The sequence below is a fragment of the Curtobacterium sp. VKM Ac-2865 genome, from assembly GCF_015350905.1.
Classification (GTDB): domain Bacteria; phylum Actinomycetota; class Actinomycetes; order Actinomycetales; family Microbacteriaceae; genus Curtobacterium.
The window spans coordinates 293,062-309,708 of the sequence record NZ_JADKRZ010000001.1 but is presented as its reverse complement, the minus strand read 5'-3'; the positions used below and the strand labels follow the sequence as shown (position 1 = coordinate 309,708).

15 protein-coding genes are annotated in these 16,647 nt (G+C 71.5%); 1 reads left to right on the top strand and 14 read right to left on the bottom strand.

The annotated features are described in order from the left end of the window. Window positions 1-101 precede the first annotated feature (101 nt). From ITJ54_RS01360 to rpe, 14 genes are all read right to left on the bottom strand, one after another. Window positions 102-1,559 (bottom strand): glutamate synthase subunit beta, encoded by a 1,458-nt coding sequence (locus ITJ54_RS01360; protein ID WP_194625552.1) that lies wholly within the window; start codon window positions 1,557-1,559, stop codon window positions 102-104. Continuing rightward, the gene (gltB, locus tag ITJ54_RS01355; protein WP_194626184.1) at window positions 1,552-6,072 is read right to left on the bottom strand and encodes a glutamate synthase large subunit; all 4,521 of its coding nucleotides are present in this window, start codon (window positions 6,070-6,072) and stop codon (window positions 1,552-1,554) included. The genes ITJ54_RS01360 and gltB overlap by 8 nt, the downstream gene beginning before the upstream one ends. Window positions 6,073-6,381: 309 nt before the next feature. Continuing rightward, window positions 6,382-7,371: a prolipoprotein diacylglyceryl transferase gene (gene lgt / locus ITJ54_RS01350; RefSeq protein WP_194625551.1), complete on the bottom strand. Its 990-nt coding sequence runs from the start codon at window positions 7,369-7,371 to the stop codon at window positions 6,382-6,384. A 218-nt stretch (window positions 7,372-7,589) separates the two neighbouring features. Further along, window positions 7,590-8,375 (bottom strand): tryptophan synthase subunit alpha, encoded by a 786-nt coding sequence (trpA, locus tag ITJ54_RS01345; RefSeq protein WP_416354889.1) that lies wholly within the window; start codon window positions 8,373-8,375, stop codon window positions 7,590-7,592. A gap of 5 nt (window positions 8,376-8,380) precedes the next feature. Next, the gene (gene trpB / locus ITJ54_RS01340; RefSeq protein WP_194625549.1) at window positions 8,381-9,595 is read right to left on the bottom strand and encodes a tryptophan synthase subunit beta; all 1,215 of its coding nucleotides are present in this window, start codon (window positions 9,593-9,595) and stop codon (window positions 8,381-8,383) included. 48 nt (window positions 9,596-9,643) lie between these two features. After that, the gene (gene trpC / locus ITJ54_RS01335; protein WP_194626183.1) at window positions 9,644-10,417 is read right to left on the bottom strand and encodes an indole-3-glycerol phosphate synthase TrpC; all 774 of its coding nucleotides are present in this window, start codon (window positions 10,415-10,417) and stop codon (window positions 9,644-9,646) included. Window positions 10,418-10,433: 16 nt separating this feature from the next. Beyond that, on the bottom strand, window positions 10,434-10,685 hold the full coding sequence (locus ITJ54_RS01330) for a DUF6704 family protein (protein WP_194625548.1): 252 nt from the start codon (window positions 10,683-10,685) through the stop codon (window positions 10,434-10,436). Then, window positions 10,660-11,388, bottom strand: a complete 729-nt coding sequence (locus ITJ54_RS01325; protein ID WP_194625547.1) for a Trp biosynthesis-associated membrane protein — start codon at window positions 11,386-11,388, stop codon at window positions 10,660-10,662. Before ITJ54_RS01325 ends, ITJ54_RS01330 begins: the two co-directional genes overlap by 26 nt. Next, window positions 11,385-12,950 (bottom strand): anthranilate synthase component I, encoded by a 1,566-nt coding sequence (locus ITJ54_RS01320; RefSeq protein ID WP_194625546.1) that lies wholly within the window; start codon window positions 12,948-12,950, stop codon window positions 11,385-11,387. Before ITJ54_RS01320 ends, ITJ54_RS01325 begins: the two co-directional genes overlap by 4 nt. Continuing rightward, a complete protein-coding gene (gene hisI, locus ITJ54_RS01315) occupies window positions 12,947-13,393 on the bottom strand; it encodes a phosphoribosyl-AMP cyclohydrolase (RefSeq protein ID WP_194625545.1) in 447 nt (148 codons plus the stop codon). The genes ITJ54_RS01320 and hisI overlap by 4 nt, the downstream gene beginning before the upstream one ends. A 7-nt stretch (window positions 13,394-13,400) precedes the next feature. Next, on the bottom strand, window positions 13,401-14,189 hold the full coding sequence (gene hisF, locus ITJ54_RS01310; RefSeq protein WP_323741552.1) for an imidazole glycerol phosphate synthase subunit HisF: 789 nt from the start codon (window positions 14,187-14,189) through the stop codon (window positions 13,401-13,403). Then, window positions 14,186-15,025, bottom strand: coding sequence for an ATP phosphoribosyltransferase (hisG, locus tag ITJ54_RS01305; RefSeq protein ID WP_194625544.1), 840 nt, complete (start codon window positions 15,023-15,025; stop codon window positions 14,186-14,188). Before hisG ends, hisF begins: the two co-directional genes overlap by 4 nt. Before the next feature lie 44 nt (window positions 15,026-15,069). Next, complete coding sequence (locus ITJ54_RS01300; protein ID WP_071275117.1) at window positions 15,070-15,333, bottom strand: phosphoribosyl-ATP diphosphatase; 264 nt, start codon at window positions 15,331-15,333, stop codon at window positions 15,070-15,072. 9 nt (window positions 15,334-15,342) lie between these two features. Next, entirely contained in the window at window positions 15,343-16,008 is a 666-nt protein-coding gene (gene rpe / locus ITJ54_RS01295; RefSeq protein WP_194625543.1) for a ribulose-phosphate 3-epimerase, read from the bottom strand. Between the two features lie 45 nt (window positions 16,009-16,053). Here rpe and ITJ54_RS01290 point away from each other — a divergent pair, with 45 nt between their 5' ends. After that, entirely contained in the window at window positions 16,054-16,647 is a 594-nt protein-coding gene (locus ITJ54_RS01290; protein WP_194625542.1) for a hypothetical protein, read from the top strand.

The following is a 16,647-nucleotide window of genomic DNA, read 5'->3' as shown; positions in this document are numbered from 1 at the left end:
TGGGGCGTGCGGCATGTCGTGCTCGTGGGGCTTCGCATGACGAGGAGGCCACCAGCACCCTATCGAGTGCCGGTGGCCTCCCGCTCACCCTGTGGTGTGCATCAGACGGAGATCGCCCGGTCGGTCGCCTTCACCGGCGCCGGGAGCATCGTCGTGCCCTCGAGGTACTCGTCGACCTTCGCCGCGGCCGCACGGCCCTCGGCGATGGCCCAGACGATGAGGGACTGCCCACGACCGGCGTCACCGGCGACGAAGACGCCCGGCTCGTTCGTCGTGTAGTCGGACTGGCGTGCCACGGATCCGGAGGCGTCGACCGGCAGACCGAGCTGCGGCTCGATCGTGTGGGTCTCCGGGCCGGTGAAGCCCATCGCGATGAGGACGAGGTCCGCGGGGATCTCGCGCTCGGTGCCGGCCTTCGGGACGCGGCGGCCGTCGACGTACTCGGTCTCCGCCACGCGCAGGCCGCGGACCTCGCCCGCGTCGTTGGCCAGGAACTCGACCGTGGACGCGAGGAAGGTGCGCTCACCGCCCTCCTCGTGGGCGCTCGCGACCTCGTACAGCGTCGGGAACATCGGCCAGGGCTGGTCCTGCGGACGCTCGACGGGCGGCTGCTTGCCGATCGCCAGGTTCGTCACGCTGAGGGCACCCTGACGGTGGGCGGTGCCGATGCAGTCCGCACCGGTGTCGCCGCCGCCGATGACGACGACGTGCTTGCCCTCGGCCGTGACCTGGTTGTCGACCACGGTGCCGGCACCCGCGCGGTTCTGCTGCACGAGGTACTCCATCGCGAAGTGCACGCCCTCGAGGTCACGCCCCGGGATCGCCAGCTCGCGCGGGACGGTGGCCCCGGTGGCGACGACGACGGCGTCGTAGCGGGACTTCAGGTCGTCCCAGGTGATGTCGCGGCCGATCTCGACGCCCGCGCGGAAGCGGGTGCCCTCGGCCTGCATCTGGGCGAGGCGCGCGTCGATCTGGCGCTTCTCCATCTTGAAGTCCGGGATGCCGTAGCGGAGCAGACCACCGATGCGGTCGTCACGCTCGTAGACGGCGACGGTGTGACCGGCGCGGGTGAGCTGCTGCGCGGCGGCCAGGCCGGCGGGGCCGGAGCCCACGACGGCGACGGTCTTGCCGGTCAGGCGCTCGGGCGGGTGCGGAGTGACCCAGCCCTTCTGGTACGCCTCGTCGATGATCGAGACCTCGACCTGCTTGATGGTCACCGGCGGCTGGTTGATGCCGAGCACGCAGGAGGCCTCGCAGGGCGCCGGGCAGAGGCGCCCGGTGAACTCCGGGAAGTTGTTCGTCGCGTGGAGCCGCTCGATCGCCTGGCGGCCGTCGCCGCGCCACGTGAGGTCGTTCCACTCCGGGATCAGGTTGCCGAGCGGGCAGCCCTGGTGGCAGAACGGCACGCCGCAGTCCATGCAGCGGCCGGCCTGGCGCTTGAGCGCGCCCGACTCCTGCTGCTCGTAGACCTCTTTCCAGTCCATGAGCCGCACGGGCACGGGCCGCCGGGGCGGCAGTTCTCGTTCCTGGACCTTCAGGAACCCCTTGGGGTCAGCCACCTGCGGTCACCTCCATGATCCTGTTCCACACGATGTCGCCGTCGGGGTCGAGCCCCTCGTCGACGGCCTGTCTGCGCGTCTCGAGCACGGCCGCGTAGTCCCGCGGGAGCACCTTCACGAACTCGCTGAGGTCACCGGACTCGAGCAGCCCGGCGGCCAGGGTCGACTCGGTCTCGTCGGCGTGCCGCCGGAGCAGGTCGGTGACGATCTCGACGTCGGCGCTGTCGAGCGGCTCGAGCCGGAGCTCACCGCTCGCGAGCGCGTCGGTGTTGACGTGCTCCCGCCGGAGGCCACGGACGTACGCGGTGCCGCCGGACATGCCGGCGCCGAGGTTGCGCCCGGTCTCACCGAGGATGACCGCGAGGCCGCCCGTCATGTACTCGAGGGCGTGGTCGCCGACGCCCTCCACCACGGCACTGGCTCCGGAGTTGCGGACCAGGAAGCGCTCCCCCACGATGCCGCGGATGAACATGCTGCCCTGGGTCGCGCCGTAGCCGATGACGTTGCCGGCGATGACGTTCTCCGACGGCTCGAAGCCGCTGGACTCGGCGGGACGCACCACGATGTCGCCGCCCGACAGGCCCTTGCCGACGTAGTCGTTGCTGTCGCCGATGAGCCGGAGGGTGATGCCGGCCGGCAGGAACGCGCCGAGCGACTGCCCGGCGGACCCGCGCAGCGTGATGTCGATCGACCCGGCCGGCAGCCCGTTCTCGCCGTGGCGCAGGGTGACCTCGTGGCCGAGCATCGTGCCGACCGCGCGCTCGGTGTTGCGGATGGGCAGGTCGAGCGTGAGCGACCCGCCGTGCTCGAGCACGTCGGACGCCCGGTGGATGAGCTGCACGTCGAAGTGCTGCTCGAGCTCGTGGTCCTGCTCGCGGTGGTGTCGGCGGGGTTCGTCGGGCGCGAACTGCGGGCCCGCGAGGACGGGGGCCAGGTCGAGGCCGGATGCCTTCCAGTGGTGCACGGCGCGGTCGACGTCGAGGGCGTCGGCCTGACCGATGGCCTCGTCGAGGGTGCGGAAGCCGAGCTCGGCGAGGAGCTCGCGGACCTCCTGTGCGATGAACTCGAAGAAGTTGACGACGAACTCGGGCTTGCCGGAGAACCGCTTGCGGAGCTCCGGGTTCTGCGTCGCGACGCCGACCGGGCATGTGTCGAGGTGGCAGACCCGCATCAGGATGCAGCCCTCGACGACGAGCGGTGCCGTCGCGAAGCCGTACTCCTCGGCGCCGAGCAGCGCGGCCACGACGACGTCGCGGCCCGTCTTCATCTGCCCGTCGACCTGCACGACCACGCGGTCGCGCATGCCGTTCAACATGAGCGTCTGCTGCGTCTCGGCGAGACCGATCTCCCACGGGGTGCCGGCGTGCTTCAGGGAGTTCAGCGGGGACGCCCCGGTGCCGCCGTCGTGGCCGGAGACGAGCACGACGTCGGCCAGGGCCTTCGTCACGCCGGCTGCGACCGCGCCGATGCCCGACTGGCTGACGAGCTTGACGTGGACCCGCGCCGAGGGGTTGGCGCGCTTGACGTCGAAGATCAGCTGCTTGAGGTCCTCGATGGAGTAGATGTCGTGGTGCGGCGGCGGCGAGATGAGGCCGACGCCGGCGGTGGCGTGCCGGGTCCGTGCGACCCACGGGTAGACCTTCTGCGGGGGCAGCTGGCCGCCCTCGCCGGGCTTGGCGCCCTGGGCCATCTTCAGCTGGATGTCCGTCGCGTGGGTCAGGTACATGCTCGTCACGCCGAAGCGCCCGGACGCGACCTGCTTGATCGCGCTGCGGCGCTCGGGGTCGAGCAGGCGGTCGACGTCCTCGCCGCCCTCGCCCGTGTTCGACCGGCCACCGAGCCGGTTCATCGCGATCGCGAGGGTCTCGTGGGCTTCCTTGGAGATGGAGCCGTACGACATGGCGCCGGTGTTGAAACGCTTGACGATCGACTCGATCGGCTCGACGTCCTCGAGCGACACCGGGGTGCGCTCGCCCTGCTTGAACCGGAACAGCCCGCGGAGCGTCATGAGCTCCTCGGCCTGTTCGTCCACGGCCCTGGAGTACTCGCGGAAGATGTCGTACCGGCGCGAGCGCGTGGCGTGCTGCAGGCGGAACACCGTGTCCGGGTTGAACAGGTGCGGCGGACCCTGTCGGCGCCACTGGTACTCGCCGCCGGTCTGCAGGCGCTCGTGCGCGACGACCGAGCCGTCCAGCGGGTAGGCCTGCTGGTGCCGCTGGGCGTTCTCCTTGGCGATCACGTCGATGTCGACGCCACCGAGGATCGACGAGGTGCCGGTGAAGTAGCGGTCCACGAACGCCTGGCTGAGCCCGACGGCCTCGAACGCCTGCGCACCGGCGTAGCTCGACACCGTCGAGATGCCCATCTTCGACATGATCTTCAGCACGCCCTTGCCGAGCGCCTTGATCACGTTCTTCACGGCCTGCTCGGGGGTGATCCCGCTGATCATGCCGGAGCGCACGAGGTTCTCGCAGGTCTCCATGGCGAGGTACGGGTTGATCGCCGAGGCGCCGTAGCCGATGAGGGTCGCCACGTGGTGGACCTCGCGCACGTCGCCGGCCTCGACGATGAGCCCGGCCTTCATCCGCTGCTCGGTCCGGATCAGGTGGTGGTGCACGGCGGCGAGCAGCAGCAGGCTCGGGATCGGCGCGTTCTCGGCGTTGCCGTCGCGGTCGGAGAGCACGATGAACTGCTTGCCGGCCTCGATGGCCTCGTCGACCTCGACGCACACGGCTTGGAGCCGCTGCTCCATGGCCTGCTCGCCGGCGTCGACGCGGTACAGGCCCTTGATCGTCACCGAGAGGTGCCGGCCGGAGTCGCTCTCGAAGTGCTGCACCTTGGCGAGCTGGTCGTTGTCGATGACCGGGAAGTCGAGCACGATCTGCTTCGCGTGCTCGGGACCGGCGTCGAGCAGGTTGCGCTCCGGACCGAGCCCGAGGCCCATCGAGGTGATGACCTGCTCGCGGATCGAGTCGAGCGGCGGGTTCGTCACCTGAGCGAACTGCTGCGTGAAGTAGTCGAACAGCAGCCGGGGGCGCTCGGAGAGCACCGCGATGGGCGTGTCCGACCCCATGGCGCCGAGCGGCTCTGCACCGGCCTGGGCCATCGGCCGCAGCAGGATGCGGACCTCTTCCTCGGTGTAGCCGAAGGCCCGCTGGCGACGGGTGACCGACGCCGGGGTGTGCACGATGTGCTCGCGCTCGGGGAGGTCGCGCAGGTTGATGCGCCCGGCCTCGAGCCACTCGCTCCACGGCCCGGACGACGCCAGGCCCTGCTTGACCTCGTCGTCCTCGATGATGCGGCCGGCCTCGGTGTCGACCAGGAAGAGCCGGCCCGGGCGGAGACGGCCCTTGCGGACGACCTTGGACGCGGGCACGTCGATCACACCGGTCTCCGAGCCCATCACGATGAGCCCGTCGTCGGTCACCAAGAACCGTCCGGGACGCAGCCCGTTGCGGTCGAGCGTGGCGCCGACGAGCGAGCCGTCGGTGAAGGTGATGGCAGCGGGGCCGTCCCACGGCTCCATGAGCATCGAGTGGTACTCGTAGAACGCCCGCAGGTCGGGGTCCATGTCGAGCTGGTTCTCCCACGCTTCCGGCACCATCATCGACACCGCGTGCGGGAGCGAACGGCCGGACAGGGTCAGGAGCTCGAGGGTCTCGTCGAACGACGCGGAGTCGCTCGCACCGGGGCTGACGATCGGCAGCAGCGGCGCCATGTCGCCGAGCACGTCGCTCTCGAGCTGCGACTGCCGCGCGCGCATCCAGTTCCGGTTGCCGCGGACGGTGTTGATCTCACCGTTGTGCGCGAGCGTGCGGAACGGCTGGGCGAGCGGCCACGACGGGAAGGTGTTCGTCGAGTACCGGGAGTGCACGATCGCCAGCTTCGAGGCGAAGCGCTCGTCACTGAGGTCGGGGTAGAAGGGCTCGAGCTGCAGCGTCGTGACCATGCCCTTGTAGACCATCGTCCGGGCGGACAGCGACATGAAGTAGACCTCGCGCTCGCGCTCGACGCGCTTGCGCATCCGGAACGCCTGGCGGTCCAGCGCGATGCCGTTCCACGCGGCGCCCTGCTCGTCGTGGCGGGTCGACGCCACGAAGAGCTGCTCGAACGCCGGCATCGCGGCGCGGGCCAGGGTGCCGAGGACCTCCGGGCGGACCGGGACCTCGCGCCACCCGAGGACGCGGAGGCCCTCGTCGTCGGCGGTGGCCTCGATCGCGGCCTTCACGGCGGCGCGGTCGTCGGCGTCCACCGGCAGGTAAGCGGTGCCGACGGCGTACTCCCCCGCCGCGGGCAGGTCGAACGGCACGGCGTCACGGAGGAAGGCGTCCGGCACCTGGCAGAGGATGCCGGCGCCGTCACCGGTGCCCGCGTCAGAACCGACGGCACCGCGGTGCTCGAGGTTGCGCAGCGCACCGAGTGCGGCGTCGACGATGTCGTGCCCTGGCGTCCCGCGGAGCGTCGCCACCATCGCGAGACCGCAGGCGTCCTTCTCGTTCGCCGGGTCGTACATCCCGGTGGCCTTCGGCACCGCCGAGAAACGCTGGTGCGCCGGCAGGAGCGCGGCCGATGCCGTGGACTGGGGTGGCAGGAGCGCCATGGGGAACCGTCCTCACGAGGAAGTGGAACAGGGACAGCGGTGGCCCGGTAGTGCGTTCCGCCCCACCTGGCCGGACCCGGGGTGGGCGAGCTCGAGGTGGGCGGAACTGGTGCCCGTGCGCGGCGTCAGCGGGTGGGTACCGGACGTCGTGCGGAGGATGGGTCCGCTTGTGGCAGACCCGTCGGGGTGGTGCTGGTCGGGTGGCGGCGCCAGGCCGCTCCCTCAGGAACGATCGACTGCTGTGGCGACCGAGCCGGAAGCGGCGCCGACGGGGACGTCGTCGTCGTGCTCCGAGTAGGTGTCGTCCGAGTCTACGGACTTCGACCGCGGCTCGCGACCCGGCAGGTAGGGGCTCGGCTCCTTGCCGGTGTGCCGGCGGGACTGCACCACGAAGATGACGATGCCGAGCAGGATCGCGATGAACGCGACCCACACGTTGGTGCGGACGCCGAAGAAGGTCTCGCTCGTGTCGACGCGGATCGACTCGAGGACGGAGCGCCCGATGCCGTACCAGATGAGGTACAGCGCGAGGACACGGCCCCACTGCAGCTGGAAGCGGCGGTCGACGAGCAGGATCACGGCGACGCCGACGACGTTCCAGATGATCTCGTAGAGGAACGTCGGGTGGAACAGGGTGCCCTCCGGCAGCCCGGTCGGGTACGCGGCGTTCGAGGACTCGATCTGCAGCCCCCACGGCAGGCTGGTCGGCATGCCGAACAGCTCGTGGTTGAAGTAGTTGCCGAGGCGGCCGAAGGCCTGCGCGAGCAGCATCGCCGGCGCGACGGCGTCGAGGAACGCGGTGAAGCGCAGCCCCACCTGACGGCAGCCGAAGTAGGCGCCGACGGACCCGAGGATGAGCGCCCCGAAGATCGCCAGGCCGCCCTCCCAGATGTAGAGGAAGGACCACGGGTCGCGCCCGGGCCCGAAGTAGTCGCTGAAGTGCGTCAGGACGTGGAAGAGCCGACCGCCGACGATGCCGAACGGCACCGCCCAGATCGCGATGTCGATGATGATCCAGCGCTCGACACCGCGGGCGTTCAGGCGGCGGTTCGTCAGGATCACGGCGGCGACGATCCCCAGGAGGATGCAGATCGCGTAGGCGTGGATGCGGAAGTCGAGCGGCAGCGACCAGCCGAACACGTCGCGCAGCCAGGCCGTCAGGTCGAAGTACTGCCAGGCCGTGCTGGGACTCGGGATGCTCAGGAGGGGCATGGAGGTGCTCTCGCCTTTCGTTGCTGCGCAGCCGGTGCGTCCGGGCGGTGGGTCGACCCGCGTCGACCCCGGATCACTGTAGCGCGGGTGGTCCGGTGGTCAGGAACCGACGGCGGTGTCTGTGGGAACCGCGATGGAGGCCGGGAGGCCTGGAGGCCCGGTGCGGGTGAGCGGGTCCGCTCACCCGCACCGGGCCTCCCGTCAGGAACTGCTGGTCGTCAGCGGCGCTGGGCGCCGACCGTCAGCTCGGCGGCCCGCTGCCCGACACCGGTGACGCCGAGGTCGGCGAGGGCGCGGACGAAGGCCGAGCCGACGATGGCGCCGTCGGCGTACTCGAGGACCTCGGCGACCTGGTCGGCGGTCGAGATGCCGAGCCCGACGCAGGTGCGGGCGACGCCCGCGTCGCGGAGTCGGGAGACGACCGTGCGGGCGGCGACGTCGACGCCGAGTCGCGCGCCGGTGACGCCCATCGTGGAGACGGCGTAGACGAATCCCCGGCTGGCCTCGACGGCCTGGTGCATGCGGACGTCCGAGGAGGACGGCGCCGCGAGGAACACGCGGTCGAGACCGGTGCGCTCCGAGGCGTCCATCCACGCGCCGCCTTCGTCGGGGATGAGGTCAGGGGTGATCAGGCCGGCGGCGCCGGACTGCACGAGGTCGTCGGCGAAGCGCTCGACGCCGTACCGGAGCACGGGGTTCCAGTACGTCATCACGAGGACGGGGACGTCGACGCGCTCGGTGATGGCGTGCACGGCGTCGAAGACCTGCGCGACGCGGAAGCCGTTCGCCAGGGACTCCTCGGCCGCGCGCTGGATGACGGGGCCGTCCATCACGGGGTCCGAGTACGGCAGCCCGAGCTCGATGACGTCCACGCCGTTCTCGGCGAGGGCGACGGCGGCCTCGATGCTGGTCTCGAGCGTCGGGAAGCCCGCGGGCAGGTACCCGACCACCGCACCGGCACGGTCGGTGTTGGCCTGGTCGATCGTCGTGGCGACGGTCCGGATGGTGGTCACAGCTGCTCCGCCGTCTCGTCGAGGATGCCGAAGTACCGGCTGGCCGAGGCCACGTCCTTGTCGCCGCGCCCGGAGAGGTTCACCAGGATGACGCCGTCGGGGCCGAGCTCCTTGCCGAGCTTGATGACCCCGGCGAGGGCGTGCGACGACTCGATCGCGGGGATGATGCCCTCGGTCTGGCTCAGCAGACGGAAGGCCTCCATCGCCTCGGTGTCGGTGATGGGTTCGTACTGCGCGCGACCGATCGACGCCAGGTAGGCGTGCTCGGGCCCGACGCTCGGGTAGTCGAGCCCGGCGGAGATGCTGTGGCTCTCGATCGTCTGGCCGTCCTCGTCCTGCATCAGGTACGACTTGGCGCCCTGCAGCACGCCCTCGCGGCCGAGGGTGATGCTGGCCGCGTGGCGACCGGTCTCGACGCCGTCGCCGCCGGCCTCGTAGCCGAGGAGGCGAACGGACTCGTCGTCGAGGAAGGCCTCGAAGATGCCCATGGCGTTGGACCCGCCGCCCACGCACGCCGCGACGGCGTCGGGCAGGCGGCCGACGAGGTCGAGGACCTGCTGGCGGGCCTCGACGCCGATCACCTTGTGGAACTCACGGACCATCTCCGGGAAGGGGTGGGGTCCGGCGACCGTGCCGAGCAGGTAGTGCGTCGAGTCGACGTTGGCGACCCAGTCGCGGAGCGCGTCGTTGATGGCGTCCTTCAGCGTGCGCGACCCCGTCTCGACCGGGATCACCTCGGCGCCGAGCAGCCGCATCCTGGCGACGTTGAGCGCCTGGCGGTCGGTGTCGACGGCGCCCATGTAGACGACGCAGTCCATGCCGAAGAGCGCGGCGGCCGTGGCGGTGGCCACGCCGTGCTGGCCGGCGCCGGTCTCGGCGATCAGGCGGGTCTTGCCGAGGCGCTTCGCGACGAGGGCCTGGCCGAGCACGTTGTTGATCTTGTGCGAGCCGGTGTGGTTGAGGTCCTCGCGCTTGAGGATCACGCGGGCACCGCCGGCGTGCTTGGCGAAGCGCGGCACCTCGGTGATGATCGACGGGCGGCCGGTGTAGTCGCGCTGCAGCGTGTCCAGCTCGTCGTGGAAGGCCGGGTCTGCCCAGGCCTCGCGGAAGGCGGCTTCGAGTTCGTCGAGGGCCAGCACGAGCGACTCGGGGACGAAGCGTCCGCCGAAGTCACCGAAGTACGGGCCGTGGAGGTCACGGAGTGAGGTCACGATGGTGCTCCAGGGGTGCCGGGCGCGGACGCCCGGCGAACGGGGTGGTCAGGCGTCGAGGAACGACGCGAGCGTTGCGGCCGGGTCGGCGCCGGTGACCAGCGCCTCTCCGACGAGGACGACGTCGGCACCGGCTGCCCGGTAGTGCGCGACGTCGGCGGGGCTGGTCACGGCGGACTCGGCGACCCGGACGACCCCGGTGGGGATGCGGTCGGCCAGGGAGCCGAAGAGGTCGCGGTCGAGCGAGAAGTCGGTGAGGTCCCGGGCGTTGACGCCGAGGATCCGGGCTCCGGCGTCGATCCCGCGGGACAGTTCGTCCGCGGAGTGGGCCTCGACCAGCACGCGCATGCCGAGCTCCTCGGCCAGGCCGTGCAGCTCGACGAGCTGGGCCTGGTCGAGCGCGGCGACGATGAGCAGGACGATGTCGGCACCCGCCGCGCGGGCCTCGACGACCTGGTACGGGTCGGCGATGAAGTCCTTGCGGAGCACCGGCACCGACACGCGGGCCTTCACGGCCTCGAGGTCGGCGAGCGACCCGAGGAACTTGCGTCCCTCGGTCAGCACGCTGATCGCCGAGGCACCGCCGCGCTCGTAGTCGGCGGCGAGGGCGGCCGGGTCCTCGATCGGGGCCATCGACCCGCGGGAGGGGCTGGCGCGCTTGACCTCGGCGAGGACCTTCACGCGCTCCCCCGCCGACAGGAAGTCGAGGGCGTCGAGCGGGGAGGACACACGGTCGAGGTCGCGTTCGACGTCGGCGTACGGACGGTCGAGGCGACGGGCGGCGGCGTCCTCCAGCGCGCCCGCGACGAGGGTCTCGAGCACGTTCGGCATGCTCGCCCTACTCGTTGTGGTGCTTGCCGACGTACTTCGGACCGTTGACGCCGTAGCCGGCACGCCCCATGACCCAGCCGACGACGAGGCCGATCACGACGATGCCGGCGGACGCCCAGACGCCCCAGGCGATGTCGAACCAGAAGCACAGCGTCCCGATCGCGAAGCCCGCCAGCATGATGATGACGGACGTCCAGGCGGCCGGCGAGTGGCCTTCGCCGAGATCTGCGGGCTCAGTGGTGCTCACGGTGCTCCTCATGGTCGTGGGCGTCGTCGGTCGTACGACGCGACTCTGATCCTACCGTGCCGAGGCTGTCCGTCTCGGTCACGGGGACGGGGTCGGCCTCGGTCACGGTGACCGGGTCGGCGGGGTCCGTCGGGTCGAGCCCGGCGCTGAGGTCGTCCCAGTCGACGATCGCGTCACGCTCGACCGGGGCCGACTTCGGCGCGGTCGCGGTGGGCGTCGCGGCGTACTTGCGGCTCGGCCCGGGCCAGGAGCGCTGCACGACGAGCACGACGATGCCGAGCAGCACCGCGAGGACGCCCCCGGCGATGCCGACGGCGGGCCACGCGGTCACGTGGACGCTCGTGACGATGCGGCGCACCGCCGCCAGGTCGCTCACGCCCGCGACCTCGCCGACGGCACCACGCGCGGCCGACACCGGGTCGCTGAGGGCGGACACCCCGGACACGACGATGCCCAGGCCGAGCAGGATCTCGATGCCGGCGAGGACGACCCGCACGACCCGTCCGGCGATGGTCATGGCGAGGAACAGCGCGAGCAGGGCGATCGCCAGCGCCGTGAACTGCGGGACCGCGGCGGCCCCGTCGGCCACGACGGTCGGGGTCACGGCGGCGGCGGCGTCCAGGCGGAGCGTGAACCAGGTCTGGGTCCACGAGAGCATCACGATGCCGGCGACGGCCAGGCCGAGGACGACGACGAGCGGTCGGGTGCGCTTCATGACCGGACCTCGCGCATGCGGTTGGCGGTGGCCACGGCCCGGAGCGGCGCCGCGGCCTTGTTGACGGCCTCGGCGTGCTCGGTGGCGGGGTCGGAGTCGGCGACGAGCCCGGCGCCTGCCTGCACCCGTGCGACGCCGTCCTTGATGAGTGCCGTCCGGATCGCGATCGCCAGGTCGGCGTCGCCGGCGAAGTCGAAGTACCCGACGACCCCGGCGTACGCGCCGCGCTTGGCCGGCTCGAGCTCGTCGATGATCTCCAGCGCACGCGGCTTCGGCGCCCCGGAGAGCGTGCCGGCCGGGAACGTCGCCCGGAACACGTCGATCGCCGACTGTCCGGGCCGCACGACGCCCTCGACGCTCGACACCAGGTGCATGATGTGGCTGAAGCGCTCGACGGTCATGAACTCGGTGACCGCGACGGTGCCGGGCTCGCACACCTTCTGCAGGTCGTTGCGGGACAGGTCCACGAGCATCAGGTGCTCGGCCCGCTCCTTGGGGTCGTCGAGCAGGTCCTCGCCGAGGCGCACGTCTTCCTCTGGCGTGGCTCCGCGGGGGCGGGACCCGGCGATCGGGTGCGTGATCACCCGGCCGTCCTGCACCTTGACCAGTGCCTCTGGCGACGCGCCGACGATCCAGAACGGCTCGCCAGCGGTGTCGGCCATGGACAGGAAGTACATGTACGGGCTCGGGTTGAGCGTGCGGAGGACCCGGTAGACGTCGAGCGGGTCGGCCGTGACGTCGTGGTCGAACCGCTGCGAGATGACGACCTGGAAGACGTCGCCGTCGCGGATGAAGTCCTTCGACCGCACGACGGACGCCATGTAGTCGACCGGGGTCGTGCGGTGCCTGGCGGTGGGCTCGGCGATGTCGAAGGCCTCGGCGACGGTGGCCGGGCTCGGCTGGACGAGGTCGGCCTGCATCCGGTCGAGGCGCTCCTGCGCACCGGCCCAGAGCGCGTCAGCGTCGTCGGTGCCGTCGTTGAGGGCGCTGGCCACGAGCAGGACGAGTCCGGTGCGGTGGTCCAGCGCGGCGAGCTCGGCGACGAAGGCGAGGGACTGCCCGGGCACCTCGAAGTCGGCCGGCGGCACGTTCGGCAGGTGCTCGAGCTGCCGGACGGCTTCCCAGCCGATGAACCCGACCGTCCCGCCGACGAGCGGCGGCGTGCCCGGCACGCGGGGCGTGGCCCAGCGCTCGTGCAGGCGCGCGAGGACCTCGAGCGGTGCGCCGTCGAGCGAGCCCACGGCACGGTCGACGCTCATGCCGGTGTCGATCCACGCGGCCCGGTCGCCGTCCTGGGTCAGGACGCCGTAGCTCCGCACGCCGACGAAGGACCAGCGCGACCACAGGCCGCCCTGACCGGCGGACTCGAGCAGGAACGACCCGGGGCGGCCGTCGGCGAGCTTCCGGTAGACGCCGACCGGCGTCTCGCTGTCGGCGTAGAGGGCGCGCACCACCGGGACGACGCGGTGGCCGTCCGCCAGCAGGCCGTCGAACTCCGGACGGGAGGTCGTGTGCGGCTTGTCGGGGACCGTCGCGGACGGCGGGGTGGTCGTCGTGGTCATCGGGTCGCCTCCGTCAGGTCGGAGACCGTCGCGTCGGCAGACGCGTCGGCAGACGCGTCGGCAGACGCGTCGGCAGGCGCCGAGGCGGTGACCGGGTCGAGCGGGTCGACGTCGAAGCAGCGGTGGGCACCCGTGTGGCACGCGGCACCGACCTGCTCGACGGTCACGAGGAGGGTGTCGTCGTCGCAGTCCAGCGCGGCCGCACGCACGTACTGGGCGTGTCCGGACGTGTCGCCCTTGCGCCAGTACTCCTGCCGCGAGCGGGACCAGAAGGTCACCCGCCCCTCGGTCAGGGTGCGGCGGAGGGCTTCGCGGTCCATCCAGCCGAGCATGAGGACGTCCTTCGACGATTCCTCTTGCACGACTGCCGGGAGCAGGCCGTCCGCACCGAAGCGCGCGCGGTCGAGGACCGCCTCGGTGCTGGTGCTGGTGCTGTCGGTCATGAGGCTCCTAGCGTACGGCGTGCCCGGACTCCCGCAGGGCGTCCTTGACGTCGCCGATGGTCATCTCCGCGCGGTGGAACACGCTGGCGGCGAGCACGGCGTCGGCACCGGCGTCGACGGCCGGCGCGAAGTGCTCGACCCGCCCGGCACCGCCCGAGGCGATCACCGGCACGGTCGACACGGCGCGGACGGCGCGCACGAGGTCGAGGTCGAAGCCGTTCTTCGTGCCGTCGGCGTCGATCGAGTTCACGAGCAGCTCACCGGCGCCCCGCTCGACGGCCTCGCGGGCCCACGCGACCGCGTCGACGTCGGTCTCCGTGCGGCCGCCGTGGGTCGTCACGACGAAGCCCGAGGCGGTGCGCTCCGAGCGCTTGACGTCGAGCGAGAGCACCACGGCCTGCGCGCCGAAGCGGTCGGCGATCTCCCCGACGAGCTCGGGCCGGGCGATCGCCGCGCTGTTGACGCCGATCTTGTCGGCGCCGCACTGCTGCAGTCGGGACACGTCGTCCACGCTGCGCACGCCACCGCCGACGGTGAGCGGGATGAAGACCTGCTCGGCCGTCCTGGTGACCGTGTCGTACATCGTCGAGCGGTTCTCCACCGTGGCCCCGACGTCGAGGAAGGTCAGCTCGTCAGCACCCTGCTCGTAGTAGCGCGCGGCGAGCTCGACCGGGTCACCGGCGTCCTGCAGGTCGAGGAAGTTGACGCCCTTGACCACCCGGCCGCCGGAGACGTCGAGGCACGGGACGACGCGGACCGCGACGCCGCCACGGGTGCCGCCCACGGCGGTGCTCACAGTCGTGCGGCGTGGATGGGGCTCACGAGGATGGCGCGGGCGCCGAGGTCGTAGAGCGCGTCCATGATGAGGTTGGCGTCGTCGCGCGGGATCATCACGCGGACGGCGGACCAGTCGCGTCCGTGCAGCGGCGAGACCGTCGGGGACTCGATGCCCGAGGCGATCGCGGTCGCCTGCTCGAGCAGGTCGGTCGGGATGTCGTAGTCGAGCATCACGTAGCCGCGGGCGACGAGCACGCCCTGCAGCCGACGACGGAGCACGTCGATGCCGGGGATGGTCTCGTCGGTGGAGATGAGCAGCGCGGTCGACTCGAGGATGACCGGACCGAAGATCTCCAGGCCCGCCTGGCGCAGGGTGCTGCCCGTCGAGACGACGTCGGCGACCGCGTCTGCGACCCCGAGCCGGACGGCGCTCTCGACGGCACCGTCGAGCTGCACGAGCGTGGCGGTCACGCCGTGACGACCGAGGAACTCCCCCACCAGCCCCGGGTAGCTCGTCGCGACGCGGACCCCGTCGAGGTCCTGCAGCGAGCTGTACCGTCCTGGCGTGCCCGCGAAGCGGAAGGTCGAGTCGGCGAACCCGAGGGCGTCGACCTCGCGCGCCTGGGACCCCGAGTCGAGGAGCAGGTCGCGGCCGGTGATGCCGACGTCGAGCGCCCCGGAGCCCACGTACGTGGCGATGTCACGCGGACGGAGGAAGAAGAACTCCACGCCGTTGCGCTCGTCGATCAGGTGGAGGGCCTTTGGGTCACGACGACCGGCGTAGCCGGCCTCCCGCAGCATCTCGGAGGCGGTCTCGGAGAGCGAGCCCTTGTTGGGCACGGCGATGCGCAGCATCAGGTGGTCTGCTTTCTGGTGGAGGTCGGCGACTGGTCAGCGCGTCACAGATGTCGCCAGACGTCCGCCGGGGTGAGGCCCTTCGCGACCATGAGCACCTGCAGGTGGTACACGAGCTGCGAGATCTCCTCGGCCGTGCGGACGTCGCCCTCGTACTCGGCGGCCATCCAGACCTCGGCGGCCTCTTCCACGATCTTCTTGCCGATCTGGTGCACGCCGGCATCCAGTTCGGCGACGGTGCCGGAGCCCTCGGGGCGCGATGCGGCCTTCTCGGTCAGCTCCGCGAACAGCTCGTCGAACGTCTTCACGGGACCAGGCTACCGTCCCGCGAGCGCACGCTGCGCCGCTTCGCGGAGGTCACGGATGCGGGACTCGGGGTCGCCGCCGTAGACCGCGGAACCGGCGACCAGGGTGTCCGCCCCGCTCCGGACGACCTGGGGAACGGTGTCGACCGCGATGCCGCCGTCGACCTCGAGCCAGACGTCGAGACCGGAGGCGTCGACGGCGGCACGGGCGTCGGCGAGCTTCGGCATCACCTCGGGCATGAAGGACTGGCCACCGAACCCGGGCTCGACCGTCATGAGCAGGATCATGTCGTAGGCGTCGAGGTGCGCGAGCACGGGCGTGATCGGCGTGCCGGGCTTCACCGCGACCGCGGCACGAGCGCCGTTCGACCGGATCGCCGCGGCCGTCGCCACCGGGTCGGTCGCCGCCTCGAGGTGGAAGGTCACGCTCGACACCCCGAGCTCGGCGTACTTCGGGGCCTCGGTGTCGGCGTCCGTGATCATCAGGTGGACGTCGAGCGGCACCGGCGAGACCTGCTGCAGGCGCTCGACGACCGGCAGCCCGAGCGTCAGGTTCGGCACGAAGTGGTTGTCCATCACGTCGACGTGCACCAGGTCGGCGGTGGCGATGCGCCCGAGCTCGCGCTCGAGGTTCGCGAAGTCGGCGGACAGGATGCTCGGCGAGATGCGGATCGTCACCCGACAACCCTACCGGCGCTCGGCGGGCCCCCCTAGGCTGCGACCATGACGGATGTGGGGCCGGAGTCCATCCTCGTGCGGGTCGTGTTCGCCCCGGACGCCGGCGCACCGCTGCCCGACGTGATCCGCGAGCTCGAGGACGTGCTCGAGGTCATGGACTTCGCGCTCTTCCTGTCCCACGGCGACGCGGTGCGCTGGGAGAACGGGGGCGGCCGCGGACAGGTCCGGCTGACCCGGCTCGACCACGGCACGCCGGTGACCGTGGACATCGAGCTGGTCATGTCCGGCGGGCTCGGACTGACCCACGCCGACGCCCTCGCGGGCGTGGCGGCCACCGGCACGGTGCTGCTGACCGCCGCCCGGAGCGGCGAGCCCACCGAGGACCCGGACGACACGGTCCCCACCGACGAGCCGGTGCCGACCGCACGGCAGGTCGACGCCGTCGCCGAGCGCCGGGTGGTCGAGGCGATGGAGCGGGTCGCCTACGACGCCCGCGGCACGGACCTCGCCTGGCGCATCCGCGAGGCCGAGGACCAGAACGTCACGACCGCCGACGGGACCCTGGGCAAGGGGCTGCGCTTCGTCCGCGCCGCGGGTCGGCTGGCCAGCAACGACGGCTTCGACTTCCGGATGGAGTGA